This window comes from Microvirga yunnanensis, assembly GCF_025460875.1.
The window spans coordinates 1-16,074 of the sequence record NZ_JAMXFI010000069.1 but is presented as its reverse complement, the minus strand read 5'-3'; the positions used below and the strand labels follow the sequence as shown (position 1 = coordinate 16,074).

Genomic DNA, 16,074 nt, shown 5'->3' with positions numbered 1-16,074 from the left:
TGAAGTCTGGTTGGACGCGCCGTGTTCAGGCCGGGCAGACGACTTCCCCACATCGGTCGAGGGCAGCGACGATCCCACCGATGGCCTTGGGGCCGGGATAGCCAAGCACACCCACGCCGCCCGCCACGAAGGACGGCGTCGCCGCCAGGCCGAGATTGGCCGCGAGCTGGATCTGTTCGCGCAGCATTCCGCCGGCCGTCTCGCTGTCGGCTATGGGCTCGATCTGGCGTCGCGGGACACCGAGGTCCTCGGCGACCTTGAGCGCCCGTGTGCCGTCGTTCGTGCCCGGCATGGCGAACAGGCGCTGGTGGAACTCGTAGGTCACGGTCGGTCCCTTCAGCAGGAAAAGCGCGAGCTCCACCTTCGTGGCCTGCATCGACGCGAGGGACAGGATGGCGTTGTCGATCAGCCCGAGGCGGAGTTCCGGCGTCTTCCTCACGAGAGCGTGCAGGTCCTTCACGGCCACCCGGCAGTAGGGGCAGTTGTAGTCGTAGAACTCATAGAGCGTGACGGCGGTGCTGTTCGAGCCGACCCAGATCACGCTGGGCAGGTGCTCGATCTCGCCAGTCAGCTCGACCAGCAGACGTGCGTTGGGCACAGGCTTGCCGTCATCACCCTTCAGCGGGAACGAGACCTCCCCGCTTTGTGCCTGGGCAGCCTTGAAGGATGAAGGGGCCAGAAGACCGAGCGCGGCGCCTTGGATGATCCGGCGGCGGTCGAAGGTCATCATGTCATTCCTATCAAGTTCACGGTGGAGAAATGCACCAGTGGCGGTCACAGGACGACCACCTTGCTGCCCGCCGGGACGCGACTGTAGAGGTCGATCACGTCCTGGTTCATCATCCGGATGCAGCCGGAGGACACGGCTTCGCCGATGGTTTCCGGCTCGTTGGTACCGTGGATGCGGTAGAGCGTGTCCTTGCCGTCCTTGAACAGGTACAGCGCGCGGGCGCCGAGAGGATTGTCCGTGCCGCCGTCCATACCCCCGGCCCATTTCCTGTAGCGCTCCGGCTCGCGCCTGATCATGTCGGGCGTCGGCGTCCAGCGCGGCCACTGCGCCTTGTGGTTCACGGTCGCCGTGCCCTTAAACTCCAGCCCTTCCTTGCCGACGCCGACGCCGTAACGCAGCGCCTTGCCGCCCTCCTGCACGAGGTAGATGAAGCGTGCGTTCGTATCGACCACGATGGTGCCCGGCCTCTCGCTGGTCGCGTAGTCCACGAGCTGACGCACGTTGCGCGGCTTGAGCGTGGTGGGATCGACACCGGGCACCGGATACTTGTCGGTGTTTACCGCGGCATAGCGCTCGGCCGTGACCGGATCGACAGCGGGTGCCGCAGCCGTCGGTGGCGGCGGTGCGGCCGTGGTGTTGCAGGCAGCCAGCGCGGCCGGCAGGATCAGGACGAGCGCGCGGAAAAGGCCGATGAGCCGTGTGAACTTGAACATGGAATTCCTGTCGGAGGGGGAATGGGCGTCGGAGGAGGAGTGGCGTCTCACTGCTTGCCCCGTGCTCGGGCGTCAGCGACCGCCTGCCGGAACGGCTCGTAGGTGAGCGCCCCAGAGGCCTTGAACAGGCCGATCAGGTAGACCGGCGTTCCCGACAGCCCCAGCGTATCCGCCTGGTCGAGGTTACGCTGGACCAGCACTTGGATCTCGGCGCCGCGCTGCTTCAGGCGCTCCATGTCGACGTCGGATGTCATGACCGCCTCGGTCATCCTCTCCTTCCCGATCCACATGCCAGGGATGGCCATCAGGGCGTGGTGCACCTCCTCGTACTTGCGCTGGTGCTTGGCGGCCGAGGCGAGCTGCGCTCCGTGGAAGGAGGCTGGCGTGAGGATGGGCCAATCCTTGTAGACGAGCCGGATCCTGCCGTCGGCCTTGACCAGCCTCTCCAGTTCCGGGGCCGACTTCTTGCAGAAGGGGCAGTTGTAGTCGAGGAACGCCACGATGGTGACGTCGCCCTTCGTGTTGCCGCCGACGGGCGCCTGCGGATCGTTCAGGATCGCATCGACGGAGATTCCCTTGTCCTGAGCCGTGGCCGGGACGGAAAGCGCGACGAAGGCGAAGGACAAAGCCGTCAGCCATGCGGCAAGGAGGGACTTAGTGAGGTGGTGCATCGGGTTACTCCCGTGGGCGAGGATGGGAACGAACGGCCAGGTCACAGGCCTGCGAGATTGATCGTGTCGAGGAAAAGGTTGGCGTCGACGGCCCCGACCAAGCGGGTTCCGGGCCTTTCCCGGCCGTCCCTCGGATCGACGACAAACATCGTCGGCGGACCCGGCACCCGAAGATGCTCCATCAGCGCGCGGTTGCCTGCATCGACGGCGGTCACGTCCGCCCGCACCAAGGCGATGGCCTCAAGCCGCCTCTTGATGGCGGAATTCGAGAAGACGCGGGCATCGATGCTCTTGCAGGTCGGGCACCACTCCGCCGTGAAGTACGCTAGCACCGGCTTCCTCTGGCTGCGAGCGCGCTGGACCGCCGCATCGAATGCCCCCCGTGTGGTGACATGGGCGAAGGCCAGTTCCGCGGCCTGCGGCTGCGCCCGTTGAGGCAAGAGCGCAAGGCCCGGAAGAAGGGCTGCGTACGTCAGCACCGTCCGGCGCGAGCACCTGTCGGCCCGCGCGGAAGCATGGGAACGGGAAGAACCGACACCCATCACGCACCGGCCGCCGTGAGCTTGTCGAGGAAGCTGTCCGCGTCGATCGTTCCGATGGTACGGGCCGGAACGATCTCCTGGCCCGTTTTCGGGTCAAGGAACAGGATCGTCGGCGGACCCATGACGCTGAAGCGCTGCATGAGGGTGCGGCTGCCCCCGGTGTAGTCCGTCACGTCCGCCTTGATGAACGCCACGTCCTTGAGCCGTGCCCGCACGGCCGGATCGGCGAAGACGCTGCGCTCGATCTCCTTGCAGGTGACGCACCACTCGGCCGTGAAGTCGACGAGGATCGGCTTGCCCTGTGCCTGGGCCGTGCTCACCGCGGCGTCGAACTGGTCGGGCGTGGTCACGCTGGTGGCCGCTAGCTCGGTCGCTGGCGCGGGTTGCGATGCGCGGGCCAGGAAGGCGAGCGGCTGGAGCGGATCGGTCGCTCCGCCCGCCGTGCCCACGACCAGGGTGCCGCCATAGAGCACCGCCGCGATGCCCGCCGCCTTCGCGACCCGGCGGACGGGACGATCGGGTGCCGGATCGAAGGCGCCGAGGAAGACGCCCGATCCGATGGCGAGCAGGGCCCACAGGGCAAGAGTCACCTGGGCGGGGACGATGCGGGCGAGCATCCAGACGGCGACACCCAGGAAGACGACGCCGAAGACCTGGTTGACCCGCACCAGCCATGGTCCCGACTTCGGTAGGGCCTTGGCCCCGAGGGTGCCGTACACGATCAGCGGGAGGCCCATGCCGAGGCCGAGCATGAACAAGGCCGCCGCGCCACGCGTCAGGTCACCCGTCTGGGAGACGTAGATCAGCGCCGCCGCCAGCGGCGGCGTCACGCAGGGACCGACGATCAGGGCCGAGGTGAAGCCGAGGACGGCGGCCGGAAGCGACCCGCCCATGCCGGAGGTCCGGCCGGAAACGAGGTTGGTCCAGGAACTGGGGAGCTGGAGCTCAAACAGGCCGAACATCGACAGCGCGAGGACCGCGAACAGCACGCTCATCGCGCCGAGCGCCCACGGCGTCTGCAACGCCGCCTGCAAGTTCTGGCCAGACCAGGCCGCGGCGATGCCCATCAGGCCGTAAGCGGTTGCCATAGCTAGCACGTAGGCTGTCGAGAGCGCGAGGCCACGGCCGACTGACAGCCGGCCCCCGCTGCGGGCCAGCATGCCTGACAGGATCGGGATCATTGGCAGCACGCAGGGAGTGAAGGCGAGCAGGACGCCGAACCCGAGGAAGGTCGCCAGGACCGACGCGAGGTTGCCGCCCATCCAGCCATCGCCCTGCCCGTTGTCCTGCCGCGTCCCGGAGGATCCTTCCGCAGAGGCGGACGGGGCCGTCTCCGGCATCCCGGTGCGGCCGGAGGCATCGACGGGCGCCGCCGGCTCCGCGCTGGCGGCACTTGCCGTCGTGCCCTCCCGGGCATCCGCGACCGCAAGTGTCGCGAGGTCGACGGACTTGGTCACGGGCGGGTAGCAGATTCCGAGCTTCTCGGCGCAACCCTGGTAGGTCACCCGGAGCGACTGCGGCGAGCCGGCCGCCACAAGGGCATCCTCCGGAACGGTGGCCCACGCTACATCGTGATAGACCTCAGTCTGCCCGAAGGTCGGATCGTCCTTCCGCTTGCCGGGGCTGGTCTCGGCCAGGATCGGATCGGCACCGACCCCGGAAGGCGTGACGATCACCTTGTCGCGGTACAGGTATGTGTCGGGTGCGATCGCCCAGTTCAGGTCGATGCCTCCGTCGGCGCTCCTCGCGGCGCTGAGGCGGAAGACCTCGTCCGGTGTCGGAATCTTGAATTGCGCCCACGCTCCGGCTGCTCCAGGGAGCAGAGCCATGAACGCGAACAGGATTCGAACGGGGTGCTGGGACACGTGGGGCCTCGCGACGGGGGTGGTTTCCCCTACCCTCCCGGCCAACCTTAAGGCAGCCTTAAGCCTGGCCGGCGACGAAGCCCGGGGAGGTTCCTGATGCGTATTCTCGTGGTTGACGACGATGAGGTGTTGCTCGACGGCCTCAGGGTCGGCCTGGGGCTTCACGGCTACATGGTCGATGGCATGGCCTGCTGCGGCGATGCCCGGACGGCCCTCGAGACCGCCGAGTTCGATGCGGTGGTGCTCGACCTGATGCTGCCGGACGGCTCCGGCCTCGACGTCCTGCGCGAACTGCGCCGGCGACACGACACCACGCCGGTTCTCCTGCTGACCGCCAGGGACACCGTGGCCGACCGGATCAGCGGGCTCGACAGCGGGGCCGACGACTATCTCGGCAAGCCGTTCGATCTCGACGAGGTGGCGGCGCGCCTGCGTGCCATCGCCCGCCGGGCCTCGGGACGGGCGGCCCCGGTCATGGCCTGGAACGGGATCGTGCTCGATCCGGGCCGCCGCACGGTCGAGGTCGATGGGCGCGCGGTCGGCCTGTCACGGCGCGAGTTCGCGATCCTCGAGGCGCTGATGGCGCGCCCGGGCGCGGTGCTGTCCAAGGACCAGCTCGCCGACCGCCTGTACGGCTGGCAGGACGATGTCGAGAGCAACGCGGTGGAGGTGCATGTCCATCACCTCCGCGCCAAGATCGGGCGCGATGCCGTCGAGACGGTCCGCGGCCTCGGCTATCGGCTCCGGAGCGCCTGACGTGACCTCGATCCGCACCCGCCTGTTCATCATCCTGGTGACTGCCACGGGCATCGTCTGGCTCTGCGCCGCCGCGTGGGTCTACGCCCATACCCAACGCCAGCTCCAGACGGTCCTCGACAACCGCCTCATGGAAGCGGCCCGCATGGTCAGCTCGCTCGTGGAAGGCGACGCCATCGCGCTGGCGGCCCGCGGCGAGGTTCCGGTCTCCGTTCCCGAGACCGTGCCGCTCAGCTACGAACGCCAGCTCTCGTGCCAGATCTGGTCGTTTGACGGCCGGCTGATCGGCCGCTCCAGCGGTGCGCCCGAGGCCGAGCTGTCGAACGAGGCGAGCGGGTTCTCGGAGCGGGAGGTCGGCGGCGAGCCGTGGCGGGTCTACGCCGTGGCCGACCGCGACAAGGGCATCCGGGTGCTGGTCGGCGACCGGATCGGCCTGCGCGACCGCCTCGTGACGGAACTCGTCGGCGGCCTGCTCCTGCCGGCGGCCCTGATCGTTCCCCTGCTGGCCTTCCTGATCTGGGCCAGCGTCGGGCGCGGGCTGGGTCCCCTGCGCCGCCTGACGCATGGCCTCGAGGCGCGCGGTGCCGAGGACCTGTGCCCGATCAGCATCGGCAACCCGCCCGCGGAGATCCGTCCCGTCGTCGAGGCCCTCAACGGCCTGTTCGGCAAAGTCGCGGCGGCGCGGGAGCACGAGCGCAGCTTCACCGCCTTCGCCGCGCACGAACTGCGCACCCCGCTCGCCGGGCTGCGCACCCAGGTCCAGGTCGCGCTGGCGGCAAAGGATGCGGAGACCCGGGAGGGGGCTCTGAGGCAGACGCTGGTGGCCGTCGACCGCACCACGCGCCTCGTGCGCCAGCTCCTCGAGATGTCCGCCCTCGATGTGGCGACCGACGATGGCGAGGGGCAGGATATCAGGGTCGGGCGGGCCATCGAGGAGATCACGGCAGGCCTTGGCACGGGCAAGGGCGGCGTGGCGGTGGAGATCGATCCGGCGCTCTACCGCGTGACATGCTGTATGAACCGCGAGCTGTTCCACCTCGTCGTGCGCAACCTTCACGAGAACGCCGTCCAGCACTCCCCCGCGGGAGGCCGGGTCCGGTGGTTCCTCGATGATGCCGTTCACCCGCCCGTCGTGGCCGTGGAGGACGACGGTCCCGGCATCCCGGAGGACGAGATCAGCCGCGTGACCGACAGGTTCTTCCGAGGCCGCCACCGCAGCGCCGTGGGCAGCGGCCTCGGCCTTGCAATCGTCGAGGCGGCCCTCAAGCGGGCGAAGGCCACGTTCGTGCTCCGCAACCGCTGGGACGGATCCGGGCTGCGGGCCGGGTTGGGCCTCCCCATGGTCAGTATCGAGAGAGCGGACGAAAGCGCCCGGCGGCATCCGGCCGCGACCGCTCCTTAAGGCTGCCTTAAGCTGGACCCTCGACCGGGATTCCTATGCAGCCTGTTTCCATCGGTCCCCTCGTGTTCGCCGGCGACGGCGATCCTGCCCTCCCGTCTCGATCTCCGCCTCGGGCGCTGGTCGACGTGGACCCTTGTGGCGGGCTTGGTCGGCGCCAGGATCGAGCACGTGCCCGGGAATGCCGCCGGGTTCGCGGCGGAGCCCTGGCGGATCTTTGCGATCTGGCAGGGCGGCTTCGCCAGGCCCTGGGGAGTTGCCGCCGTCGCCATCGTGTTCGCGTCCCTGGTGCGGGCGCGTCGGACTGCTGCCGGCGCTGTGGCAGCCCTCGGCCTGGCGCTGTTCGCGTGGAACGTGGCATGGCAACTGACGAACGCCACGCCCGCCACGCCGACGCCTGATGTCGTCCTAGAAAGGCTCGGGGGAGGCTCGCCATCCCTCGCCCCGTCCAACGGGAAGCCCCTGGTCGTGAACCTGTGGGTGAGTTGGTGTCCGCCCTGTCGGCGCGAGATGCCGATGATGACTGAGATGGCCGCGGCCGGGCACGACGTCACGTTCCTGTTCGTGAACGAGGGCGAAGGACGTGCCGCCATCAAGCGCTACCTTGCGAGCGAGCGGCTCACGTTGCCGAACGTTCTCTTTGAACCGCTTAACATCGCTTCCACAGGACCCTATGGGCTCTTCACGTCTGAGAGGCTGGTGAGCAATTATCTTTCCTTTCGCGTGAGGCGGCGCAGCAGGATGCGGCTCATGGCGAGATAGAGCAGCATTTCGCCGGTCTCGACCAAGCGTTCGTAGTCCTTGGCCATCCGTCGGTTGGTGGTCAACCAAGCGATCGTTCGTTCAATGGTCTAATCACAAATGACAAGTTCTGCCTGACGCGCACGGGGCAGCTTCAGCTCAGCTGGCCGCGGGCGCGCCATCGGCTCCGGGGGGCTGTGGCGCCCCACCTCCCTGATGAGGTCACTCACCAGGGAGGACAGCATGCGAGGTCAGCGGCGACGCGCCTGGCAGGTTCGGCGCACCAGTGTGCCGACGCCCACGGGCCAGCAGCGCTGGGATCGGACGTATCAACTCCTCCTGCAGTGGGCGATGACCGCCCCGGAGCCGACGGCGGCGCCGGGGTCCCCAATCCTGCCGGAGGTCTCCCATGCGAGTAGCGATTTACGGCCGCGTCTCGACCAGCCATCAGGTCGACCACCAGACCATTGAGCAGCAACTCGGACGGCTTTCCGCCCATGTCCACGCTCATGCCGCCGAGGGCTGGAGCCTCGACCCAGCGCACGTGTTCCGCGACGACGGCTACAGCGGCGCGACCCTCGTCCGCCCGGGGTTGGACCGCTTGCGCGATGGTGTGAAGGGCCGCGAGATCGACCGCGTGCTCGTCACCGCTCCCGACCGCCTCGCCCGCAACTATGTGCACCAAATGGTCCTGCTCGAGGAATGGGCGCAGGCCGGATGTGCCGCCGAGTTCCTCGACCGCCCCATGAGCGACGATCCGCATGACCACCTTCTGCTGCAGATCCGGGGCGCGGTCGCCGAGTACGAGCGCACGCTGATTGCCGAGCGTATGCGCCGCGGCCGGCTCGCCAAGCTGCGCGCCGGGCAGCTGCTGCCTTGGACCTATGCGCCCTATGGCTATCGCATGAGCCCCGATCGGCCGCGCGACCCCCGCGGCGTCACCACGGATCCGGCGGAGGCGGCCGTCGTGGCCGAGCTGTTTGCCCTCTATCGCGAGCCGGGCATCTCCCTCATGCAGCTGGCCATGCATCTGGATGCCCACGGCGTACCCACCCGGTCGGGCACACCGCGCTGGGCAACCCCGACGATTCGAGGCATCCTGCGCAACACGACCTATACGGGGCAGGTCTATGCGCAACGCACGCGCTATCGCGCTGCCACCCACCGCCGCTCGGCCACCCACCCGATCGGCCGCACTCATGGCTCTGCCGTGCCGCAGCCCGCCGATACCTGGATCCTGGTCGGACAGGTGCCCGCGGTGGTGAGCCAGGCACACTTCGACGAGGTGCAGGCCAAGCTGGCCACCAATCGCTCCTTCGCGCGGCGCAACAACACCGCCCACCGGTATCTCTTGCGTGCCCTGGTGAGCTGTGGATGCTGCGGCCTCGCCTGCACGGCGCGGGCCACCAATGGGCGGAATTTCTATTACCTGTGCAGCGGCAAGGCCCATAGCACCGGCTCGCATCGCGCCACGGGCTGCCCGGCGCGCTACACCCCTGCCGACCAGCTCGACGCCTTGGTCTGGGATGACCTGTGCCGCCTGCTGAACTCCCCCGAGCCGCTGGCGGAAGCCGTGGCGCGGGCCCATGGCGGAGCTTGGCTGCCGCAGGAATTGCTCGCCCGTCGCGAGACGCTGCGCCGGGCCCAGGCCCATCTGTCTCAGCAAATCGAGCGCCTCACCGATGCGTATCTGCGGGCGGTCCTGCGGCTTGACGAGTATGAACGGCGGCGTCGGGACCTGGAACAACGGATGCAAGCGCTGGCCGGTCAGGAGGAGCTTCTGCACAACGATGCCCAGCGCCAGCAGCAGCTTGCCGGCGTGGCGGCCTCCCTGGAGGCCTTTCGCGAGCGGGTGCAGCACGGGCTAGTGAATGCCACCTTCGAGCAGCGTCGGCAGCTCATGCTGTTGCTGGTTGACCGGGTCGTCGTCACGAACGACGAGGTCGAAATCCGGTACGTGCTGCCCACCAGTCTTGCGAGTGAGCACGTCCGCTTTTGTCATTTGCGTAAAGACTACTTCAGCAACCCACCTTCGCGCGAGCACCTGAAAGCCACTCGGGCGCGTCAGCGGCTGTGCGTCAGCCCGCATCCAGATGCCGCCGCTCCACCAATGCTGTGGGATGGACAACTGCCATTCGAGCGCCCGGCGCAGCCAATCCTTCAATCCGCGATAGGCGGTGTCGGCCCACATCCGCTCAATGGCCGGAAACAGATGCTGCAAACCCTCCAGCAAGAGTTCGGCGCCTGCGCGATCATGGAGGTCAGCCGGATGAACCTTGTTCTTCAGCAGGTTGCCTTGCGTATCAACGAGCAGATGACGCTTGCGGCCCTTGATCTTTTTGGCGCCATCATAGCCACGCGGTCCCCCCATCTCAGTCGTTTTGACCGATTGGCTGTCGACGATCGCGGCTGTCGGCTGGCGCGCCCGGCCGTTCCAACAGCGATAGCTCTCCCGCAGGGCTTTGGTCACGTGCTCCCAGGTGCCGTCCTCGCGCCACTGGGCATAGTGATAAAAGACGGTACCGCGCGAGGGATATTCGTGAGGCAGTAGCCGCCATTGGGCTCCTGTCCGGAGCAGATAGAAGATCGCATCGATGATGCGCCGTAACGGATAGGTCTGCCGCCGCCCGGCGTGATGGCGGCGGGAGGGCTGCGGGCAGTTAGCGGCTTCAGCAGCGCCCATTCCGCTGCAGTGAGAGCACCGGCGTAGGAACTGACATCTATGGCACGGGCTCCTCAACGTGAAGCAGCCCGCATGCGCCTCATCGGATCAGCACAAACCTATTCTCAGTCAATGGCTTGCATCGAGCAATAAAATTGCTCTCGAACCTTTTACGTGGCTGCCATGGCCTGGTAACCGGCGCTCCGCGCCATGGTTAGCAGTCGGCTCGATATCTCGCTCATGCGTGTCCGTCTGGCTTGATCATGGCGACGAAACACGCGAGAGAATGGTAGGAATACACCTTGACTCCTCTCTCCAGATACCGGTGCCCGTGCTCATCGCGCGCAATCTCCGTCCCGTGCTCAAGCCGCGCAAGAATGCCGCGCCTGGCCACGTAGGACCTCCCGCAGTGCGGACATCGATCCCGCCGATTGAGCTGCGGGTTCGGAATATTCGACGGATCCGTCACGATGGTGAGGATTCTCACTTTAGCCTCACTGAGATCTCATGTGCCACCTCCGGGCTCAATAAAGCAGAACACTTCATCCGGGCTGTATGCTGACCACGAGGGAGGTGGAGCGCACAGGTGAGCTTCAGCGCTCAGTCCATCGGGCACTTGCTCCCGTGGGACGATCTTGTTTGCAGGTATGTCCACCCACTGACCAGATTTGAGAGCGGTCCACCGCTTCCTGACACTATCCCATTTCGCTTCAGTCGGAGCGCAATCCTGGTTGCTGCAACAACTGGCGTTCTTGGCGTCCGGTCGCATGATGCCGTCGTAAAGCTGATGATACGCGCCGTGCGCCATCTGGTGCTCGGGAGAATGTCCCTCCTGAGCATTAGAATGAGCGGAATAGAAGAGAGCCGTGATGATAGCAGCCGTTCCTACGACGGCTAAGATGTTATCGAAGACCGACCAGGTTTCAGCACGCTTCATCGAAACGTCCTCTTCTCCAGATTCGAGGCCCGGCCTGATCGGAATCCCGCTCGCGGTGACTGCGAGCTCCTCCACTTCAGCCGCACAGGTTAAGTTGAAACATCGTGATCATGATCGCGACCGCGCTCTACAGCAACTATCCGCGTCGCTGTCTGGAGCAGACGTTCGTATAGGTCGCGATGTGTGCAGTATAGGCAGGCTGTCCCTGAGCGGGATTTCCTCAAACCCCGCCGATCACTTGCCCGAAACGCGGCGGGCGTCGTCGACTTATTGGCCCGGCTTGGGTGAAGTTGAAACACGGGCAGTCATGGATGGGGTTGAATAGCCGAGTCAGCCTCCGGCACAGTTCAAGATCACCCAAACCGTCTCTATAACAGCTCGAGAGAGGTTTACCCTTCAGGATTATCAGATCAGGTACTCGCCACACCGGTCGCCTCGGCCTAGACGTGAAAGACCTGAGCTCGTGATGCGCGATGAGCTGCGGCAGTGATGTTGGCAGGGCCGCAAATGAGATTTGCCAGCTGATCATGATCCGAGCGAATCGTTGAGCCTGCTGAGCTGATTCGAAGTGCTTCATGATGCGCTCGCCTCGTCAGTCAGCTGATGGCTGTTCTCCGCCCGATTATTCAATACCCGGTGCTGTCGATGCTCAATGGTAGGCATGATCTCTCGCCCGGCTATGCCGTAGCTCGGAAGCTTGTCGGTGATCATCACGCGCGCAGCGATGCCCTGTTTCCTTAGCAGCTTCTGCAACAGGCGATTACCCGCTTTTGCACTGCCGCGGCTCTGAACCAGAATGTCGAGCGTGGCGCGGTGCTGGTCCGCGGCTCCAAAACTACTGCTTTTCGACGCCGATGCTGATCGCAACCTCTTGGTTCACCGCGACCGTGCGGTCGGAGAGGATTACAAGTTCAAGAACGTAAATGATAGCGCAACAAAGCGTGCACTCGCTGTGACCGCCGGATCGGCGGCAGCTGGGTTCCATCCCGTCGCGGTTGCGGTAATGGAAACGATAACAGCACGGAATTTCCTAACGGCTGTCACAAAACCTAGTGTTCAGTGAAACGTGCCTACAGGGAGCACTGACCGTGTAACGTTCGCGTTCGCAAGCTTGCTCCTGCCTTGACCTATATATCTGGCATTGCGGGCTGAGTGCGGCGGGATCACGGAGAGTGCAAATGAACCGCGATGCGAGGGACATGATTGAGGCCGTTACACATCTTCTAAGACGCGGCTACGACCACGAGTATCGGATAAGGGAAGGCCAGCTCTATGACCTGACCGCCGACAAGCCCATTGCCGCCAGTGACGCGCGCGTGGAGAGTGCGATGAGGTTCGAGAGCTCGCCCGATGCGGGGGACGGTTCAAACATTTACGCGATCGCAGACCAGAGAGCCGGCAGCAAGGGCCTGTTGATCGACGCCTTTGATGCCTTAGACCAGGAGTGCTCGCGAGAACTCTACGAACAGTTGAGCGCGAACCGCCCCACGCGTCACGAGAAGGGAGGTGCGATAGCGAGCCGGTATGGCCTGCGGAAGGTTTTTAAAGAGGAATTTGATGGGGATCCTGGGCGATATGTGCTGCGCGTTGGGTTCCCTGACTTCCCCCCTTGCCCGTTCGGGCAGTCATTCTCGATGCTCGGGTTCGACACGGCGGAGCAATCCTACGTATGGCTGGTCACCAGCATCCTGCGCGATTCTGGTCTTGAGAGGGTCCCCTACCAGGGGGCGGACGTGCCCGACAACGAATGAGCGCCCAACAGTCCGGCTTCCGGGTGGTATCACCACCGGCCTTAGCCATGCGACGCCTCCAGCCAAGGATATGAGATGAACAAGCAAACCTTGAAGCAAACAATGTTGTCGCTCGAGGCGCGCGATCTCGAGAGTGCGCGAGAGAGATACCTGGAATATGTCGGTAGCGCCCGTCTCGACCGAGGCGAGCCTATCGAAGACGACGAGCAAGCGCAGGCGGAACTCGCGAGTCGCCTTTCCAAAGCGTTCGACGACACAGTTCACTCGCACTCCGACAACATTGAGAAGCTCTCGGCGATAGACTTCGGACCGAAGAGCAAGGTTGAAGAAGGCGCAGTGGTGAAGCTTGGCGGACGGATCTTCGTTATTGCCGTGTCGACAGGCAAGTTTGTGTGTGACGGCAATGAGATCATGGGCATCTCCACCGAGGCCCCGATCTATATTGAGTTGGAGGGGAAACGCGCCGGGGATGCAATCTCACTGAACGGAAGGGAACTCGTGATCGATGAGATCGCCTGACAGCTGCCACACAAAGTCGAAAACCGCTCCTCGGCATAACGCACAGCAACCGTCACCAACTTGTGTGGGGTTCCTTGGAAGGAAGCGGATCACGTATGGCGCGGTCCGGGCGATCTGCTCAAGCCTTTCCCGAACTCGGCAACCAGACACTGATGCACCGTCGCCTCGTGCGCGTGAAGTTCAAGCTACTCTTGGACTGACGGTCGATGATCGAGGCCGAACTCAGCCACTTCTACGGCACTGGGGGGTGGAATGGAAACAATTACGACTGGGCATTTCTAAAGTCTGGTGTATCGGCATAATCTTTTGTGAGTCGACCCGGGTTGTCTCGCGGCAGTTGTACGCAGTGTTTACCAGCATAAGGCGGCGTGATCGTCCCTTAAGGTGAATGCAGTCTCCGCGTTGCGAGAACCCGTTTGAGCAAACACGCACATAGGAGGCACCAATGTCGTTCCGCTTCATCACCAAGTCTATACACGCCTACTTGATCGATTATCCCGTCGCGATCGTCTTGATCGCAGCGCCGTTCGTGCTGAAGTTAGGTCAGAGCGGACCCGTCGCGATGTGGCTTTCGGTTGTTGTCGGTATCGCGGCACTACTCTTGGCCGCCTTGACCGATCATCCCACCGGGCTCGTCCGCATTATTCCCTACTGGCTGCACCTTTGGATCGATCGCACCGTTGGGTTGGTGTTTGTCATCGCCCTGTTTGCATTCAACCTCTTGGGACTCGACGCCTGGTACTACTTGGTCCTGGCTGCCGCGGTCCTGCTCACGACGTCAGTCTTCAACGCGCCTGAGGAGCCAGTCGCAGTGCGTTCGGAAGTGGATGGGCGCGCCGTGGGTTGAAGGCGGCGACGGACTCCCCGAGTGTCGAGACGTCGCCGATGTAATCCGGTGAAGATTCGGGGGCGAGCGGCTCGGCCCCCGACACATCATCCGTCGGGGGCTATCGACTGACAACCCCGTCGACGATCAAGGTGATGATCGTCGTCCGCCACCTGAACGGTTGCCGGACGCAATGCATCCTGTGACTCCTGAACGCACTACGGGCTCTTTACGAGGTCGCGTTCTATCTGGCACCAAGCTGGCGCCGGCGGACCTTCGCGAGAGCCACCTCAAATCGCCCGTGATCACCGAAGGCGGTAGGGCGTCGCTGAGTCCGGGGCCGTCATCGACTAACATCGGAAACCGGAACGGCGACGGTCTGCGCAAGTTGGTTTGACTTACGAACGGCTGTGAGGACTGTCGCAGCACATTTCTCCGCCACTATGGAAAACTGTACGGGCTGCTTATTGGAAAACTTGGTCCCCCACTGCGATGGATGGCTATCGCCGTGGCAGATGTTATCAAGTAATGCGCAGTGCAGAGGGAGACTGGCATTGCTCAAACGCGTGGAACAATAGAAAGGCGTGGTTCAATGCAAAGCGTGGCCCCTGTGATGGACCAGGCTCGCCGGCACGGAACGCTCCGGCTGGCATTCTTATCTGCGGTGGTCTCCCTGGTGGCCTCGTTTGCCGCGTCGGCCTCACCGATTCCCCTGTATAACATTTACCGGGCGGAGAACGGATTCACCAACTTCGACATCTCGATGGCCATTGTCACCTACTCCGTCGGCACCTTAGCCGGACTGTTGGTGCTGGGACGACTTTCCAATCACCTGGGTCGGCGGCTGACCGCAATCGCTAGCATCGGCTTGCTCCTGCTGGGCTGTCTTTTGCTACTGAACCTGCACGGCGTCGGTACCCTGTTGGCCGGTCGCCTCGTGATGGGCATCGGTACCGGGGTGGCCAGCAGCACCTTGACCTCGTACATCGTCGATGCTGCACCCTCAAAACCGGAATGGTTGGCCTCCGTCGCCTCCAGCCAAGGACCAATGCTTGGCCTCACTGTCGGCGCCATCGCCTCCGGAGCCCTGGTCCAGTTCGGCCCCTGGCCACGCGATCTCATCTACTTGGTTTGCGCCGGCTTCTTATTACTGTCTGCTGCGCTCATCGCCATCAGCCCGGAAACCGCAACTCCGACGCCGGGCGCTTGGCGTTCACTGCTACCCAGGGTCAGCGTACCGGCCCGGGTCAGGCATCTGCTCCCTGTCGCGGCAGTGTTGTTCCTGGTGACCTGGGCGACGGGAGCATTCTACCAAGCGTTCGTCCCTGCGCTTGTCGAAGATCAACTCAACACACGCAGCCCGCTCATCCTCGGACTGGTGTTCGCCGCCTATATGGCCCCCAGCGTGCTCGGCGCTCCTATTGGCGGCCGGTTCACAACCGCGGTAGGCCAACGCGTCGGCATGATCACCTTCCTGGCTGGAATGATCGGCGTCGTCACAGCGATCAACGCTGGCACACTAGTGTTGTTCGTCATAGGGACCATCTCCGCTGGCGCGGGCCAAGGCATCGCTATCAGCGCCGCCACCCGTGGCTTGCTTCACGGCAGTACCTTAACCGACCGGGCACCGATCTTCAGTGCGATTTACCTTCTCTGCTACTCCGGTGCCACCTTCCTCAGCCTCATCTCCGGCGAGCTGTCCAATTCCTTGTCGCTTCCGCAGATCGCCTTTGGATACGGCGGACTTGCCCTCGTCGCTACCCTGTTCACTCTCATCAGTGCACGCAATCCGCACACAGAAACGGCTTTAAACTTCACCGGCGATAGCGCATCGACGCTCGACGATGGTGCCGCGACCTTCAACTCGACGGATCGAGGCGCGGGCAAGACGGTCATCCGCGTTCGTCCGTAGGAGCATGGGGAGGGCGAGCGGTGCTGCTCTCCTCATGGATTATCGTTGCT

14 protein-coding genes and 2 pseudogenes are annotated in these 16,074 nt (G+C 64.5%); 8 read left to right on the top strand and 8 right to left on the bottom strand.

Going from position 1 to position 16,074, the window contains the following annotated elements; translation table 11 throughout:
* Window positions 1-25 precede the first annotated feature (25 nt).
* The 5 genes from NF876_RS27245 to dsbD all read right to left on the bottom strand — a co-directional run bounded on the left by NF876_RS27245 (window position 26) and on the right by dsbD (window position 4,521).
* Window positions 26-727 carry a DsbA family protein gene (locus NF876_RS27245; protein ID WP_262271491.1) on the bottom strand — a complete coding sequence of 234 codons (702 nt, stop codon included), beginning with the start codon at window positions 725-727 and terminating at the stop codon, window positions 26-28.
* A gap of 47 nt (window positions 728-774) precedes the next feature.
* Window positions 775-1,443, bottom strand: a complete 669-nt coding sequence (locus NF876_RS27240; RefSeq protein ID WP_262271490.1) for a L,D-transpeptidase — start codon at window positions 1,441-1,443, stop codon at window positions 775-777.
* Window positions 1,444-1,490: 47 nt separating this feature from the next.
* Entirely contained in the window at window positions 1,491-2,114 is a 624-nt protein-coding gene (locus NF876_RS27235) for a DsbA family protein (protein WP_262271489.1), read from the bottom strand.
* Window positions 2,115-2,155: 41 nt separating this feature from the next.
* A complete protein-coding gene (locus NF876_RS27230) occupies window positions 2,156-2,593 on the bottom strand; it encodes a thioredoxin family protein (protein WP_262271488.1) in 438 nt (145 codons plus the stop codon).
* A 62-nt stretch (window positions 2,594-2,655) separates the two neighbouring features.
* Window positions 2,656-4,521: a protein-disulfide reductase DsbD gene (gene dsbD, locus NF876_RS27225; RefSeq protein WP_262271487.1), complete on the bottom strand. Its 1,866-nt coding sequence runs from the start codon at window positions 4,519-4,521 to the stop codon at window positions 2,656-2,658.
* 96 nt (window positions 4,522-4,617) lie between these two features.
* On the opposite strand from dsbD, the gene NF876_RS27220 reads away from it, so the two are divergent.
* The 4 genes and pseudogenes from NF876_RS27220 to NF876_RS27205 form a co-directional block, all read left to right on the top strand.
* On the top strand, window positions 4,618-5,277 hold the full coding sequence (locus NF876_RS27220) for a response regulator (protein WP_262271486.1): 660 nt from the start codon (window positions 4,618-4,620) through the stop codon (window positions 5,275-5,277).
* 1 nt (window position 5,278) lies between these two features.
* Window positions 5,279-6,679, top strand: a complete 1,401-nt coding sequence (locus NF876_RS27215; protein WP_262271485.1) for an ATP-binding protein — start codon at window positions 5,279-5,281, stop codon at window positions 6,677-6,679.
* 12 nt (window positions 6,680-6,691) lie between these two features.
* Entirely contained in the window at window positions 6,692-7,438 is a 747-nt protein-coding gene (locus NF876_RS27210) for a prolipoprotein diacylglyceryl transferase family protein (protein WP_373696728.1), read from the top strand.
* A gap of 388 nt (window positions 7,439-7,826) precedes the next feature.
* Window positions 7,827-8,939: pseudogene (locus tag NF876_RS27205) on the top strand (recombinase family protein); the annotation flags it as partial.
* 342 nt (window positions 8,940-9,281) lie between these two features.
* Here the strand turns inward: NF876_RS27205 and NF876_RS27200 are convergent.
* The 3 genes and pseudogenes from NF876_RS27200 to NF876_RS43550 all read right to left on the bottom strand — a co-directional run.
* The gene (locus NF876_RS27200) at window positions 9,282-10,100 is read right to left on the bottom strand and encodes an IS5 family transposase (protein WP_262271512.1); all 819 of its coding nucleotides are present in this window, start codon (window positions 10,098-10,100) and stop codon (window positions 9,282-9,284) included.
* Window positions 10,101-10,584: 484 nt separating this feature from the next.
* Entirely contained in the window at window positions 10,585-11,016 is a 432-nt protein-coding gene (locus NF876_RS27195) for a hypothetical protein (RefSeq protein ID WP_262271484.1), read from the bottom strand.
* A 440-nt stretch (window positions 11,017-11,456) separates the two neighbouring features.
* A pseudogene (locus NF876_RS43550) lies at window positions 11,457-11,844 on the bottom strand (DDE-type integrase/transposase/recombinase); the annotation flags it as partial.
* Window positions 11,845-12,194: 350 nt separating this feature from the next.
* On the opposite strand from NF876_RS43550, the gene NF876_RS27185 reads away from it, so the two are divergent.
* From NF876_RS27185 to NF876_RS27170, 4 genes are all read left to right on the top strand, one after another.
* Window positions 12,195-12,767, top strand: a complete 573-nt coding sequence (locus tag NF876_RS27185) for a hypothetical protein (protein WP_262271483.1) — start codon at window positions 12,195-12,197, stop codon at window positions 12,765-12,767.
* Window positions 12,768-12,842: 75 nt separating this feature from the next.
* Window positions 12,843-13,286 (top strand): hypothetical protein, encoded by a 444-nt coding sequence (locus NF876_RS27180; RefSeq protein WP_262271482.1) that lies wholly within the window; start codon window positions 12,843-12,845, stop codon window positions 13,284-13,286.
* A 445-nt stretch (window positions 13,287-13,731) separates the two neighbouring features.
* On the top strand, window positions 13,732-14,133 hold the full coding sequence (locus NF876_RS27175) for a hypothetical protein (RefSeq protein ID WP_262271481.1): 402 nt from the start codon (window positions 13,732-13,734) through the stop codon (window positions 14,131-14,133).
* Between the two features lie 592 nt (window positions 14,134-14,725).
* A complete protein-coding gene (locus tag NF876_RS27170; protein WP_262271480.1) occupies window positions 14,726-16,024 on the top strand; it encodes an MFS transporter in 1,299 nt (432 codons plus the stop codon).
* Window positions 16,025-16,074: the final 50 nt, after the last annotated feature.